Raw genomic sequence first — 13387 nt, forward strand, 5'->3', positions numbered from 1 at the left:
GGAACAATAGGTTGAATTCAATGGCTATTGACGAGGCCGACCACTCAGATGCCGGGAATTTTTCTGACGACGAAGCATCTGAATCAGCGTCGGTGGACGAAAAATCCCACGAGTCGGACTCGGATCCGGGCGTCCGCGTCGGAGCGTACACGTGGGCGGATTTCATGGCAGAACACGGCTACGGTGACGAGGTTTCTGCACTCTATCCCGACGATTCTGAATCCGAGGTCGACGACCAACTCGGACTCGATACCGACGAAGCGGTCGAACCGACAGTTCCCAGCGGGGACGACTGGACTCGAGTCTCGTTCGATCCAACCGCCTATCTTGGCAGACATCCGGACACTCTCGAATCAGTCATCGCCGATCCCGCGAAGCCAAACGCCGAAATCCTGCAGGACGCGTTCCTCGAGTACGTCGACCCGGAGACGACACCCGTCACGAAAGACGTCTGGACCTGGGAACACTACAAGTGGGAGTACTACTACGAAGACGACGGCTCCCGCCCGCGGGATGCAGACGGCGAGATTATTCGACACGACGAAGAAGACGCGCTCGGTTTCGACCCGGACACTATCGAACAGCGACTGTTCGCTGGCGACGAGGCCGCGATGGTGTTGGACGACCTCGTCGAGGAACGAACCGTCAACATCCAAGACGAACTCGACGAAGACGACTTCTTCTCGACGGCTTCGGGCAACACGACCGTCACCAACCGCTACGACCTTGAGAAGGCCGTCCCGATGGACAAGAAGACCCACTTTCGGGAGGTCGAACGTTACTGGGTCAACAAACCCTACGCGTGTGTCGTTATTTTCCATTCGGAGAAAGAAAACGAGAAGAAGTACTACATGATCGAGCCGTACCGAAACGAGATCGAGCAGGAACTCCAAGAGTTCCTCTCGGGCAAACTCCGGACGGCGATCAAATACTCCGAGGACGGCATCAAAGAGAAGGCGACCGAGGACGGCCGCCGAGCGGTCATCGAAGACGAAACTCGCCGCCTCCTGAAACGGTACGATCTCTTCGAGAAATCCTCCGGACGGACGAAAAAGAGCCTCCTCGAAACGCTGCAGACGTTGCTCGACGACGACGAGGACACCGAGGACGAGGAGGCAGGTCCGAAACCGCTCGAGGGACTCTCTGTCCGGCCCGAGCCCGCGATTCTTGAGGACGATCCGGACACGCTGTCGGAGTATCAGGTCGAAAAGCTCCTCTACCTGCTCAAGCGTAATTTCATCGGCTACGAGCGCATCGACGGCATCAAACACGACATCAACGTCGAGGACATCTCCGTCGACGGCTACAACTCCCCCGTCTTCGTCTACCATTCGGAGTACGAGCAGATCATCTCGAACATTTATCATGGTGAGGACGAACTCGACGACTTCGTCGTCAAACTGGCCCAGCGCTCGGGCAAAGGGATCAGTAAACGGCTCCCACAGGTCGACGCGACCCTCCCCGACGGTTCGCGTGCCCAGTTGACGCTGGGGCAGGAGGTCTCCGACCACGGGACTAACTACACCATCCGTCAGTTCAAGGACGTTCCGTTCACCCCGATCGACCTCATCAACTGGAACACCTTCAGCCTCGATGAGATGGCATTTCTCTGGCTCGCCATCGAGAACCACAAGAGCCTGATCTTCGCCGGCGGGACAGCATCCGGGAAAACGACCTCGCTGAACGCTGTCTCGCTGTTTATTCCAAGCAGCGCCAAGATCGTCTCCATCGAGGACACTCGCGAGGTCGAACTCCCACAGCGAAACTGGATCGCGAGCGTGACGCGGCCGTCGTTTACCGACGACGAGCAGGGTGACGTCGACGAGTTCGACCTGCTCGAGGCCGCACTGCGCCAGCGACCCGACTACATCGTGATGGGTGAGATCCGTGGTGAGGAAGGCCGGACGCTGTTCCAGGTCATGTCGACGGGCCACACGACGTACACCACGTTCCACGCCGACTCCGTCGACGAAGTCCTCAAACGATTTACGACGGACCCGATCAACGTCTCGAAGACGATGTTCACCGCGCTGGATCTGGTCTCGATCCAGACGCAGACGCGGGTGCAAGGCCGGAAGGTCCGCCGGAACAAGTCGCTCACGGAGATCAACCATTACGAGGCCGAACACGACGAGATCAACGTTCAAGACGTCTACCAGTGGCAGGCCGAAACCGACGAGTTCCTCAAGATGGGGGACTCCAACACCTTAGAGGAGATCCAGTTCGACCGCGGCTGGAGCAAAGAGAAACTCGAGGAGGAACTGTTCAAACGCGAGGTCATCATCGCCTACCTCATCAAAAACGGGCTCAACACGTACGCGGAGGTCGCGGCGACGGTTCAGGCGTTTATCAACGATCCGGACACGATCTTGACGCTGATCGCGAACGGCTATCTCGAGGACAGCCTCGAAGACCTCCGCGAGATGGAGAGCGTCCTGATCGACGTCGATCAGGAGAAAGAGGAACTCGTCCCACGACCGGAGGCGACCGACGAGACCTACAACCTCTCGATGGACCTCTTAGAGCGGGCCGAGGAGTCGCTGTTCGAAGAGTACCGCGGGAAGGTCCCGAGCGGCCTCGCAAGCGCGCTCAGTGGGATCGAACAGGAAGAGACGATCGACGTCGATCGTGCCGATACCGACGAGTTCGAGTTTGCCGGCGAGGTCGACACCAGCATCGACGAGGAGACGTGGGAACTGGGCGATAGCTCGAGCGCGTTCGACATCGACTCGAGCGAGGAGCCCGACGAACCGGCTTGGCTCAGTGATGACGCTGCGTTCGACATTAGTGACGAAAGCGAGGCGACCACGAGTAGCGACGCTGCGACAGCCGACGCCGAGACAGGTGACACCCCCTCGACGGGCTTCGATCAGGACGCCCCTCCGGAGACCGCGACTGACGGGCCAGCAGCTGACGGCGCACTACCAGCGCCGAGTACGGAACTCGAGTCGTCTCAGTCGACTCCCGAGGCCGACAGCGAGTCGGCAGCCGACACTGAGACGCCTTCCGACGCACACGCTGAGGGCGGACACGATCAGTCTACGACAGCTGCCGACTCGACGGCATCGTCGACCGACACGACCGACGACACCGAGTCGACGAGTCGCCCTTCGGACGGTCCCACGGACGAGGACCTCGGCGGTCTCTTCGACGACATGGGCGATGCAGTCGAAACGCTCGAGGGCGACCCGGATCACACGACGGCCGAGTCCACAGATACCGACACAGCCGCGGACCCGATGATCCGAGAGGACGACTTCGAGTCGATCTTCGACCCCGACTCGGCCGACGATGCGGTCGGCGATTTCAGCGACCACCTCGAAGAAGCCGAGGCTGATGACCCCGAGTCGGAGACGGACGAGACGTCCGGCGGCGACACGGCGACTGGTGACGGTTCGGAGTCGTCCACCGCTGCCGACGCGACAACGGAGCCGTCGATAACGATCGACCTGCCGCCGACCGAGGGCGACAAACCGGATGCAGGTGCCGACAGTAAGTCCTCTCAGGCCGAATCCGCTGACGACTCCGATGGTGAGTCGACGACTGAATCCAGTGGTGAGTCGATCTTTGCAGCTGATGACTCCATCTTTTCCGACGACGGAGCGGACGAGACAGACGACGCCTCGCTGTTCGACGACAGGAGCCGTCCGGCCACGACGGACGATTCGATTTTCAGGCAAAGCGACGAGGCTGACGACGAGGACACGGACGAACCCGATGAGGAGACCGACAGATGAGTTTACAAACCGATACCAGCGGCGGGGATGGAACGCTCTCGGGTGGCTCCGACATCCTTGGTGAGACGTTCTACCCACTGTACGCCCGGCTGTTCAGCGAGGATAGCGAGTTCGTCGGCGACGTCGAGACGAAACTCGCACAGGCCCGGATGACCGATACGGTCGAACTCTACCTCTCGCGGGCGCTCGGGATCGGCTTCATCAGCGGGCTGGCGCTCTGGCTGCTTGGCCTCCTGCTCGGCTACGGACTGTTCGCAACGGGACTCATTCAGGTCGACGTGATCATCGGGTTCCCCGTCGGCAGCGAGACGGTCCTCGCGATCATCGATACGCTTCGAATCCCGGCGCTGGTCTTCGTGACCGGCCTCGTCTTCGGCTCGATCGGCTTCGGGATCGGCTTCGGCTCGCTGGTCGCGATCCCCTACTCGCGTGCGTCGACTCGCAAACGCGAGATCAACATGCTCCTGACCGATTCGGTGTCGTTCATGTACGCGCTGTCGGTCGGTGGCCTGAACCAACTCGAGATCATCGAGGCGATGGCCCAAGCCGACGACACCTACGGCGAGGTGGCAATGGAGTTTCAGAGCATCGTCAAAGAGACCGAGTACTTTGATATCGACTACCGAACGGCGATCAGAAAGCAGGCGCTCGAAACACCGAGTGACGAACTCTCGCAGTTCCTGACGGACATGCTCTCGATCGTCAACAGCGGCGGCGACATGGAGAGCTTCCTCGAGGACAAGAAAGAAAAGCACCTGCGAACCGCGAAACAAGAACAGGAACTCACCCTCGAGACGCTCGAGTTGTTCGGCGAGATGTACATGACGCTGTCGCTGTTTCCGCTGTTGTTGATCATCATCATGGTCGTCATGCAGATGATTCCGCAGGCGGACGTGACGAATGAGATGCTGTATATGACCGTCTACGGACTGATTCCGCTGATCGGCATCGCGTTTCTCGTCTTGGTTTCGACGGTCAAACACGACGAGCCGGGTGATGGATTCCTCTCGATGGGAGAGACGGACCAGCGAGTCGAAACCCAGCGGGACCAGGGGCTGTTGAACCTCGGCCTCGTCGAGCAGTTCACTGGCGAGCACAGCGTCTTCGACCGGATCAAAAACCGTGAGGGGACCTACGAGACCAAAGAGGTGCTTCGGCGGCCACACATCTTCTTCCGGGACAATCCGCTCTTTACGCTCGCGTTGACACTGCCCGCCTCGCTCGTGATCGTCGCCACGGCAATGGTCAACGGCTCGGCACCGACGTCGTGGGACCAACTGCTCGGCAACGCCGTCTGGGGGACGTTCATCTACGTCTACGTCCCGCTGTACGTCATGGCGATCCCGCTCGCGATTTTCCGCGAGTGGAACGTTCGTCACCGAAACGCCGTCGTCAGTCAACTCTCCGAAGACCTCCGGAAACTCTCGAGTTCGAACGACACCGGGCTGACCTTGCTCGAGTCACTGAAAGCCGTCTCGGATACGACGAGTGGCAAACTCGCCCGCGAGTTCGAGATGATGCACACGAAGGTCAACTACGGGACGAGTCTGAAACAGGCGTTTATCGAGTTCAACAACAAGTATCACATCCCGCGACTCGCCCGAACGACCCGACTGATCACCGAGGCACAGGAGGCGTCGAACCAGATTTCGAACGTCCTCCGGACGGCCGCCCGCGCCAGCGAGAACCACGACGATATCGAACGCGAACGCAAGTCCCGAACCCGAATGCAGGTCGTGATCATCATCATGACGTTCATGACCGTCCTCGCGGTGATCGCGATCCTCAAAACGCAGTTCATCGACACGATGGCCGGCCTCGAGTCGACCAGCAGCGACTCCGGTGGCGGCGGTGGTGAACTCGCACAGGCCGATCTGAGCGAGAACATTCAGGTCGATATGCTGGCGGTGTTGTTCTTCCACGCCGTGACGATGCAGGCGATCATCTCCGGGTTCATCTGTGGCTACATCCGGGATGCCGACCTACTCAGCGGGCTGAAATACGCGGTTGCACTGGCAACGATCGCACTCGTCGGCTGGACGCTGGTGGCCTGAAATGAGTCGAAAACGAACGCAGAACGGATCGAAGCGCACTCGAGGCCGACGCCAGCGGACGGTCTCGCTCTCGTTGCGTGATCGTGGCCAGACCACGCAGGATTTTGCGGTCGGGATCGGCGTGTTCATTCTGGCCGTTGCCTTCGTGTTCTCGTTTCTCCCCACGATTCTGACGCCGTTCGACTCGTCGGTCAGCGGCGGGCAGACGGCGCAGGCGGATCGGATCGCGGATCGGCTGGTGCACAATCTGTCGGATTCGGATACGTCACCGAACGCGATCAACGACACTGCATTCAACGAGACTGATGGTGAGTTAGAAGATCGCGTTGGCCTTCGAACCGCAGGCGATCAAGTGAGCGTGCAGATCGAACAGCTCAACGAGAGCGAAACGGTCAACGACATGGTGATCGGAGACCAGTACAACGGCCAGTCAGCGGCCAGTTCGGCTCGGATCGTGACACTTGATGATAACCCAGAGGGCTGTGAAACAGCGTGCCGACTCGTCGTGAGGGTGTGGTAACCATGTCCCGAATCGACCCCACACACGACAGTGACCGAGGACAGGCCTACACCCTCGAGGGGTTCATCAGCGCGATGGTCGTCCTGATGGCGATCCTGTTGGCACTGCAGTCGGTCGTCATCACGCCGACGACCGGTGGCCTTGCGGATCGGACGGTTCAATCTCAAGTTCAGCAGGAGACCCAAGATGCGCTCGTCGTCGCTGCGGCGGCAGACGATGGTGACCTCTCTGCGATGGTTCGGCACTGGAACGACTCTGAAGAAGAGTTCCACAATGCGAGCGAAAGCGACGATGTACCAGGCTACTACAACGCCTCGAATCAGACGGAACTGTACGATGAGTTCGTCCTCGGGGAGATCCTCTCGGATCGATTCACGGAGCGCGGGATGAGTTACAACATCGAACTCGTCTATCAGGACCAAGATGGTGAGTTTGATACAGACACTAGTACGTATCTCGTTTATCAGGGCGAGTCCGAAGCGGTAACTGCGAGTTACATGGTGACGTTATTCGACGATCAAGAACTCGAAGACGGGACGGAACTGGGGGAGGAGAATCACGACTACCCAATTCCTCGAGCAACTGATGGTGACTCCAAAGTATACAACGTGGTGGAGGTGCGCGTCGCCGTATGGTAACTGATCGCCTTCGAGAACGTCGAGAGCGAGATCGTCCGTGTGAGTCTAGTCGAACCGAGCGCGGACAGGTGATCCTCATCGGTGCCATTGCACTCGCGTTCATCATCCTCGGCGTCGTCGTCGTCTTCAACGGCGTCGTCTACACTGAGACGCTGTCGTCATCTGAGACGGGCCAAAGCGCGACCACCGCCGAAGCGACGGAACTCGAGGTTACACAGGGAGTTGCGTGTGTCCTCGATCGCGAAGACATGGCGTCGGGTGGAGTATCGATAGAAAACATAGATGGGAATGAGCTGACGGACGACGATCCTGAGGCTGCGAACGACCATTGGGACGATACTGCTGGCGCAGAGATCGAGACGTTCAGCGACCAGTACCGCAACGCGACAGCTCACTCGAGACCAGCAGTGGTGGCTATCGACGACGATCCCGACTTCATCCTCGATGGGGATAACGTCATATTGGATGGTGACCTGACAGTCACGATTACGTACGATACCAACGACCTCAGGTACGAACGAACGGTCGACGTCAATCCGGAGGCGTGTCCATCATGATCGGACGCCCCCACGATGGGACGGACCGCGGGATGTCGATCGCGCTCACGCACGTCCTGACGATCGGGATCACGACGATCCTCATTGCGATGCTGTTGATGAGTGGCAGTACGATGCTGGATTCGGAAACTGAACGGTCGACGCAGACGTCACTCGAGACCATCGGCGAACGGTTGGCCGGCGACATCGACAACGTCGATCGGGCCGCATCGACGGACGACAGCGTAACGCTCACTACTGACCATCCACAGACGGTGACGAATTCGCGATACACCGTCGAGTTACTCGCGGCAGCTCAGTGTGACGACGCACCCTTGCTCGATGGAGACGAACCCTGTCTCAAACTCTCGGCCACCGACATCGACGTGACGGTGTATATCCCAGTCGTGATCGATGCCGACATTGGTGACGAGCAGTCGGCATCGGGCGGTTCGATCGAAATTAGCTCCGACGGCGACGTGATCGAACTCACGGAGGCGAACCGATGATCGACCGCCGAGCCGACTCGAGAGCGAACGACCGGGCAGTCTCGGAGGTCGTCGCCTTCGTCCTCGTCTTCGCGATTATCCTCGGTTCCGTCGGTATCCTGTATTCGACCGGGTTCCAGGCGATGGACGACTATCAGGAAAACGAACAACTCGTCAACGCCGAGCGGGCGATGGACGCGCTTGCGGACAACTTCAACGACGTCATCCGGTACAACGGCGTCAATCAGCGTTACGGCGAACTCTCGCTGCGTGATGGGGCTGTCAGGACAAGTGACAGTGGAACCAATCTCGACATTTTGATCGAGAAAGGTGGTGAGAACAGGTCAATTGCTGACAGAGATGAGACGAAGCTCTCTCAGTATTACACTACCGACGAAACGCTCGATTTGGGCGAGTTCGCTTATACGTCGGATGGTGATCGGATCGCCTACGAAGGCGGTGGCCTCGTCCGTGGCGATGACTCCGAAGACTGGAGTCTCGTTCGTAAACAGCCCCACATAACGTGCAGCGATGATCGCGAGGCAGCGGTCATCTCACTCGTTACGATCTCGGCGGACGACCGATCGGTCCAGAGCAGCAGCGGACTGGGCGTCACGATGTCCGTCGAAAACCGCAGTAGTGCGGTTTACACCGACGATGTCGATAGCGTGTCCATCACCATCGAGGACGACGATACCGCATACAACGACGCGTGGGATTCGACTCTCGACACTGATCGTGGCTGGACGGACAACGACAACGGAGACGATCTCAGACGAACGTGTCCTGCCGACCGAGTCGTCGTCACCATCGTCGAAGTCGATCTTGAGTACTGACGCCGACTACGCTCGCTCCCAGTCGCCGGTCAACATCGCTCGGAGGCCGGCTCGAGCCGCCAGCGCTTCGACCCGAGCGGCACGCTCGTCGACGGTTCCGCCAGTCTCGAGATAGAGCCCGTTCGAAAGCTGCTGGGGGGCGATCATCGACGTCCCGTCGGGGTGTGTCGGAGAGTCGTTCAGGACGGCTTGGTCGTCGGCTGCGTCGTCGAGCTGCCAGGGAACGGAGAGGCCGGAGAGGCCGCGATCGAAGAGATATGCCGCAGCGCTGTGAAGCGCCTGATCCGAACTCGAGTGGCCGATCGCGCCGATCGACCCACGATCGTTGAAAAATCGAACGACGTACTCGGTGTCGTCGTCCACCGTCGCGTCCCCGTTTGCGCGGCTGTCATCGACGCCTATCGGGGTGGCTGATTCGGCTGTCGACTCTCCATCGGCGTCTTCGCGGGGTGGCTCGGAATCGGCTGGCGGCTCTGGCCGGCGGTCGGCCGCTTCGCTGTCGTCGTCGGAAATTTCGCGTTCGGAGAACTGCACCGAGACAGCGGTGTCAGTATCGGATTCGAGCGCACCAGCCGGCTGGTCGTCGCCAGTGTCGGCGAACGAAGCGACGAGTTGCTCGAGAAACCGGTCGGTGGCGGATTCGAACTCCGTGCGGTAGGCGTCGCCCTGTTCGGTTGCCGCCATGAGTTCCGCGGAGATCGTCTCAACGAGCGTCGGTCGGTCGACGGCGAGCTGGCGGGCGACGAACTCGCGGGAGTGGCGCTTGAGACGACGAGCACTGGCGTCGCGCGAGTAGTGTGTGAGTGCGGGTTCGTGGTCGGGAAGCGCTGCCCGACGACAGGCCAACTGTTCGATGTCGGTCGTGCCGGCGAGCAAGAGAAAATCACGACCGTTGGTGTAGATCGCGCGGTCGACGCCCGTCCAGGCCATCGCCTCGAGGAGGGCCACGGCACGGGATTTGTTCAGTGAGTCGTCGAACGCCTCGACGGCGACGAACAGCGCCGGGATTCCACCGACCGAGCAGACGTACTCAAGTGGTGTCTCGTCGACGGTCGTGTCGGTCACACACGAGTCGGCGTGGACAGTCCAGCCGAGTGTCTCGAGAAAGGGGTCGATGAGCCAGAGACGTGTGTCTCGCTTCGTCGCCGGTGGTGTCGAATCGACGACGACCGCAGAGCGGCTGACAAAGGCATGGAGGTCAAGCGGAGGCATTATCGACTATTCGGAGTGCCAGTATGTAAGCCTCCGCGTGTGTTTCATTCTGTCGAAGAACGCGTCCACACTCGAGGAGGGGTGCTGCCCGACAGTCACCAGTACAGCCGCCGTGTGTACCAGTTCGGACTGAGTGTTGTGATCCGACGAACTCACTCGGGAGTGAGTCCGTTCGTTTCCATCGGCTCTCGATGATAGATCCGGAGACGGGAATCACGAACGGTAAACGCGGATTTGAGCGTTGGCGGAATCGTCTCCGCTTTTCCGATGACGAGCGTGCCGTCGCGGCGGATCGATCGAGCGATCGTTCGGAGCATCGACTGTTTGTACTCGTTGTCGATGTAGATAAACAGGTTCCGACAGATCACGAGATCGAACCCCGTTTTGGGCTCGTCGTTGATCAGATCGTGGCGTTCGAAGGTGACGTTGTGTTTGATGTCGTCGCTGACCCGGAAGGTGCGGCCATCCCGGTCGACGTACGCGGTGTAGTCGTCGAGAAACCCGAGTTGCTCGTCGAGGTCGACGGTTCGAGACGCTTCATAGACGCCGTTTCGGGCCGTCTCGAGCGCCGGTTCGCTGATGTCCGTCCCGAGGATTTCGACGGCTGATTCGTCGATGGCGGGATCGTCGTGGGCGAGCATTGACACCGAGTACGGTTCGCGCCCGTCGGCACAGGCAGCACTCCAGACACGAACGGTCTCGTTGGCGTCGGTCAGCGCTACTAAGACGTCACGGATTCCCGACCAGACGTCGGGATTGCGAAAGAACCCGGTGACGTTGATGCTCAATGCGTCGAGCAGCGCCTCCTGCTCGGCGGGGTCGTCTCGAAGCGTCTCGAGGTACGCCGAGTACGTGTCACTCTGAGTTCGGCGCATCCGCGAGGAAAGTCGCCGATCGAGGTAGCTGTCGTTATAGTGACTGGTCGCAAACGCCAGTTCGGCTTCGATGTACGCTAATAGTTCGTCGAAGCTGTCGCCGGTCACAGCTCTAGCACTCCGTTCTCGACACCTTTGTTGGCGGTCTTGACGACGAGCGTCCCTGTGCCGGGTGTGAACTCGACGGTTCGGCCGTGTTCACCGCCGACGTCTTCGGCGACGAGCGGAACACCGAGTTTCTCGAGTTCCGCTCTGGCCGCGGCGATGTTTCGCTGGCCGACACCCTCGCCGAAGCTTTCGAACTCGAACATATCGCTGCCGCCAGCGAGTTTCGCCTCGACGGCGATGTAGCTGGCCCCGTCTTCGACCATCCGCCGGAGTAGTGCGCGGATCGCGGTGTCGGCGTACTTCCCGGGTTTGCGATCGCTGTTTTCGGCGGCATCACCGTCGGGCAACATGGCGTGTGCGAGGCCGCCGATGCCGCTGTCGGGATCGTACAATGCAATCGCGAGACACGACCCCAGTCCGTAGGATTTGAGCGTGTCGTCGCCTTCGCTGACGGCGAGTTCGGAGATGCCGACCTGTACCGGCGTCGGTGCACCCGGCTCGCTTCCGTACGTCTTCATGTGTTATCGAGTTCCTGAAATTCGGCTGTCGTCGGGGTGTCCTCGATTCGATCGACCTCGAGGTCGTTCAGCGCCCGCTCTAAGTCGTTTTCGTCCGGAATCGCGTACACTTCGCAGTCGAACTCCTTTCCGTCCGCCATAACGACGGTGTCGAAGACGAACGTAAACTCCTGGTTCTCGCCGAGTTGGATAATCACGGGATCGACGGCTGCGGCACCGATGTCGTGGATGAACTCGGGTGGGGAGTGATCGATCGTCGTATCCAACACGTTCGCCCAGCCGTCGAGAAAGCCACTCGCCATGATGTTGCCGAGTTCGGTGATTGCACTCGTTCCCATCTCGCCGAAGCCGTCCTCGTCGACTTCCATGGGGACCATTGCGTCGACGATTTCGTGGGCCGACTCCTCATCGAACAGAAAGAGGAGATAGCCGCTTGGCAGCCCATCGAACTCGAATGCGACGCCGACGAGCGTTTCGTCCGGCAACTGTTCGGGAATCGTCTCGAGCGAGACGAAGTTCAGCCGTCTGATCTCGACGCTGGTGTCGATCCCAGTCAGTGTTGTCGCTGTCTCAGCGATCTCTTCGGCACCGCGTTCGGCCATGCGGTCGAAGCCGTCGAGTTTGTCGTACTCGATGCCGCCGCTGGTTCGCAGCCGATCGAGCAGCGACGCCATCGACTTCCGTTTGGGGAAGAGATAGTGGCTGAATCCGATTTCGGTGCCGACGGTTTCGATCCGGCTCTGAAAGAGCAAGGCGAGGTCGTCGTCGTCAGGTGCCTCCTCGATGTCGCCAAAGAAGCGGTCCGCGGATCGCCCCTCGACGAACTCGGGGGTCGAGACGTCGATCACGGCCTCCAGCACGTCGGCCCAGCCGTCGACGAATCCACTGTTCATGATGTGGCCGACCTCGGTTGCAGCGCTCCGTGTCATTTCGTCGAACTCGTTGTCGACATCGACGTCGTCCGTGTTCGATTCTGCGAGTAACGCTTCGATGATACGAAACGCGTTCTCGCGGTCGAAGACGATCATCGAGTAGCCCTCGATTGCGCCAGTCAGTTTGACCCGAACGCCGACTTTCTCCGTCGAGTCTTCGAAATCGCGGCGGATCTCCCGACCGCGCATGAAGTTGAGCTTCGTGACGCCGACTTGTGTCTCGACGTCGGTCATATGCGTCAACCGACCCGCGGCGAGCCCGGCCCCTTCTCGAGCCATCCGGTAGAACGTGCCGAGTGCGTTGACGTCGAGTTTCATGTCGACGGTGTTTCCATGTTGTTGACCATTTCGACGAACTCCGCTAACTCGGGGAACGCGTATATTTCGGCCTCGATCTGATAGCTCGGCACGGTCAGGTCCGAGTCGAAAAACAGGGCGAGATCGTCGTTCCCGAGATTGGCCGTTCGGGTGACGATATCGCCCGTCTGTGCGTAGACGAGTTGTGGCGCAGTGATGTCGATCGCGCGACCGAGAACGTCGGCCCAGCCGTCGATGAAGCCACTTGCCATCATGTTCCCCATCTCTTCGACGGCGCTTCTGGCCATCTTCCCCGAGACGTCGGAGATATCATCGACGACGTCACGCAGCATGATCGCCGTGATTTTTTTCGCACTCGCCTCTGGGAAAAGGATGAGGATGTGCCCGTGTGGTGGATCGAGCAGTCGGACGCGAACGCCGACTCGTTTTCCGGAATCGAGCTGTGACTCGATGTCGTCGACGTCGATGAAGTTCGTTTTGGTGACCTCCATCTGGGCGTTCTCGCCCGTCAGTTTACTCATGTTGTCGGCGACGCCGTTCGTCCCGACTTTTGCCATTTCGTTGATAAAGCTCAGCTTTCGAATGTCGACCATTAGCGTCATAGATTACTCCGTG

Annotated in this window: 12 protein-coding genes; 7 read left to right on the forward strand and 5 right to left on the reverse strand. The window is 59.8% G+C overall.

Translation table 11 applies throughout. The features are described 5' to 3' along the window. The first annotated feature begins 20 nt into the window (after positions 1-20). From C495_RS11040 to C495_RS11070, 7 genes are read left to right on the forward strand one after another with little or no spacing between them, the layout of a single operon-like run. Positions 21-3737 carry a type II/IV secretion system ATPase subunit gene (locus C495_RS11040; RefSeq protein WP_008162900.1) on the forward strand — a complete coding sequence of 1239 codons (3717 nt, stop codon included), beginning with the start codon at positions 21-23 and terminating at the stop codon, positions 3735-3737. Further along, entirely contained in the window at positions 3734-5791 is a 2058-nt protein-coding gene (locus tag C495_RS11045; protein ID WP_008162902.1) for a type II secretion system F family protein, read from the forward strand. The genes C495_RS11040 and C495_RS11045 overlap by 4 nt, the downstream gene beginning before the upstream one ends. A 1-nt stretch (position 5792) precedes the next feature. Beyond that, entirely contained in the window at positions 5793-6311 is a 519-nt protein-coding gene (locus C495_RS11050) for a DUF7287 family protein (protein ID WP_008162903.1), read from the forward strand. A 2-nt stretch (positions 6312-6313) separates the two neighbouring features. After that, positions 6314-6949 (forward strand): DUF7288 family protein, encoded by a 636-nt coding sequence (locus C495_RS11055; RefSeq protein WP_008162905.1) that lies wholly within the window; start codon positions 6314-6316, stop codon positions 6947-6949. Beyond that, the gene (locus C495_RS11060; RefSeq protein WP_083902477.1) at positions 6943-7506 is read left to right on the forward strand and encodes a hypothetical protein; all 564 of its coding nucleotides are present in this window, start codon (positions 6943-6945) and stop codon (positions 7504-7506) included. The genes C495_RS11055 and C495_RS11060 overlap by 7 nt, the downstream gene beginning before the upstream one ends. Further along, a complete protein-coding gene (locus C495_RS11065; RefSeq protein ID WP_008162909.1) occupies positions 7503-7994 on the forward strand; it encodes a DUF7266 family protein in 492 nt (163 codons plus the stop codon). The genes C495_RS11060 and C495_RS11065 overlap by 4 nt, the downstream gene beginning before the upstream one ends. Next, positions 7991-8809: a DUF7289 family protein gene (locus C495_RS11070; protein ID WP_008162911.1), complete on the forward strand. Its 819-nt coding sequence runs from the start codon at positions 7991-7993 to the stop codon at positions 8807-8809. Before C495_RS11065 ends, C495_RS11070 begins: the two co-directional genes overlap by 4 nt. Positions 8810-8815: 6 nt before the next feature. Here C495_RS11070 and C495_RS11075 read toward each other — a convergent pair whose 3' ends face one another. The 5 genes from C495_RS11075 to C495_RS11095 form a co-directional block, all read right to left on the reverse strand. Continuing rightward, entirely contained in the window at positions 8816-10021 is a 1206-nt protein-coding gene (locus C495_RS11075; protein ID WP_008162913.1) for a hypothetical protein, read from the reverse strand. 152 nt (positions 10022-10173) lie between these two features. After that, positions 10174-11004, reverse strand: a complete 831-nt coding sequence (locus C495_RS11080; RefSeq protein WP_008162915.1) for a CheR family methyltransferase — start codon at positions 11002-11004, stop codon at positions 10174-10176. Further along, entirely contained in the window at positions 11001-11522 is a 522-nt protein-coding gene (locus tag C495_RS11085) for a chemotaxis protein CheD (protein WP_008162916.1), read from the reverse strand. Before C495_RS11085 ends, C495_RS11080 begins: the two co-directional genes overlap by 4 nt. Continuing rightward, positions 11519-12772 carry a chemotaxis protein CheC gene (locus C495_RS11090; protein WP_008162918.1) on the reverse strand — a complete coding sequence of 418 codons (1254 nt, stop codon included), beginning with the start codon at positions 12770-12772 and terminating at the stop codon, positions 11519-11521. Before C495_RS11090 ends, C495_RS11085 begins: the two co-directional genes overlap by 4 nt. Then, a complete protein-coding gene (locus C495_RS11095; RefSeq protein WP_049890281.1) occupies positions 12769-13374 on the reverse strand; it encodes a chemotaxis protein CheC in 606 nt (201 codons plus the stop codon). Before C495_RS11095 ends, C495_RS11090 begins: the two co-directional genes overlap by 4 nt. Positions 13375-13387 lie beyond the last annotated feature (13 nt).

Origin of the sequence: Natronorubrum sulfidifaciens JCM 14089, from assembly GCF_000337735.1 — an archaeon.
GTDB lineage: Archaea > Halobacteriota > Halobacteria > Halobacteriales > Natrialbaceae > Natronorubrum > Natronorubrum sulfidifaciens.

What these genes read in the sequence shown, in the direction of transcription:
- C495_RS11040 (WP_008162900.1), top strand. Translation starts at nt 21, where the DNA reads ATGGCTATTGACGAGGCCGACCACTCAGATGCCGGGAATTTTTCTGAC.
- C495_RS11045 (WP_008162902.1), top strand. Translation starts at nt 3,734, where the DNA reads ATGAGTTTACAAACCGATACCAGCGGCGGGGATGGAACGCTCTCGGGT.
- C495_RS11050 (WP_008162903.1), top strand. Translation starts at nt 5,793, where the DNA reads ATGAGTCGAAAACGAACGCAGAACGGATCGAAGCGCACTCGAGGCCGA.
- C495_RS11055 (WP_008162905.1), top strand. Translation starts at nt 6,314, where the DNA reads ATGTCCCGAATCGACCCCACACACGACAGTGACCGAGGACAGGCCTAC.
- C495_RS11060 (WP_083902477.1), top strand. Translation starts at nt 6,943, where the DNA reads ATGGTAACTGATCGCCTTCGAGAACGTCGAGAGCGAGATCGTCCGTGT.
- C495_RS11065 (WP_008162909.1), top strand. Translation starts at nt 7,503, where the DNA reads ATGATCGGACGCCCCCACGATGGGACGGACCGCGGGATGTCGATCGCG.
- C495_RS11070 (WP_008162911.1), top strand. Translation starts at nt 7,991, where the DNA reads ATGATCGACCGCCGAGCCGACTCGAGAGCGAACGACCGGGCAGTCTCG.
- C495_RS11075 (WP_008162913.1), bottom strand. Translation starts at nt 10,021, where the DNA reads ATGCCTCCGCTTGACCTCCATGCCTTTGTCAGCCGCTCTGCGGTCGTC.
- C495_RS11085 (WP_008162916.1), bottom strand. Translation starts at nt 11,522, where the DNA reads ATGAAGACGTACGGAAGCGAGCCGGGTGCACCGACGCCGGTACAGGTC.
- C495_RS11090 (WP_008162918.1), bottom strand. Translation starts at nt 12,772, where the DNA reads ATGAAACTCGACGTCAACGCACTCGGCACGTTCTACCGGATGGCTCGA.
- C495_RS11095 (WP_049890281.1), bottom strand. Translation starts at nt 13,374, where the DNA reads ATGACGCTAATGGTCGACATTCGAAAGCTGAGCTTTATCAACGAAATG.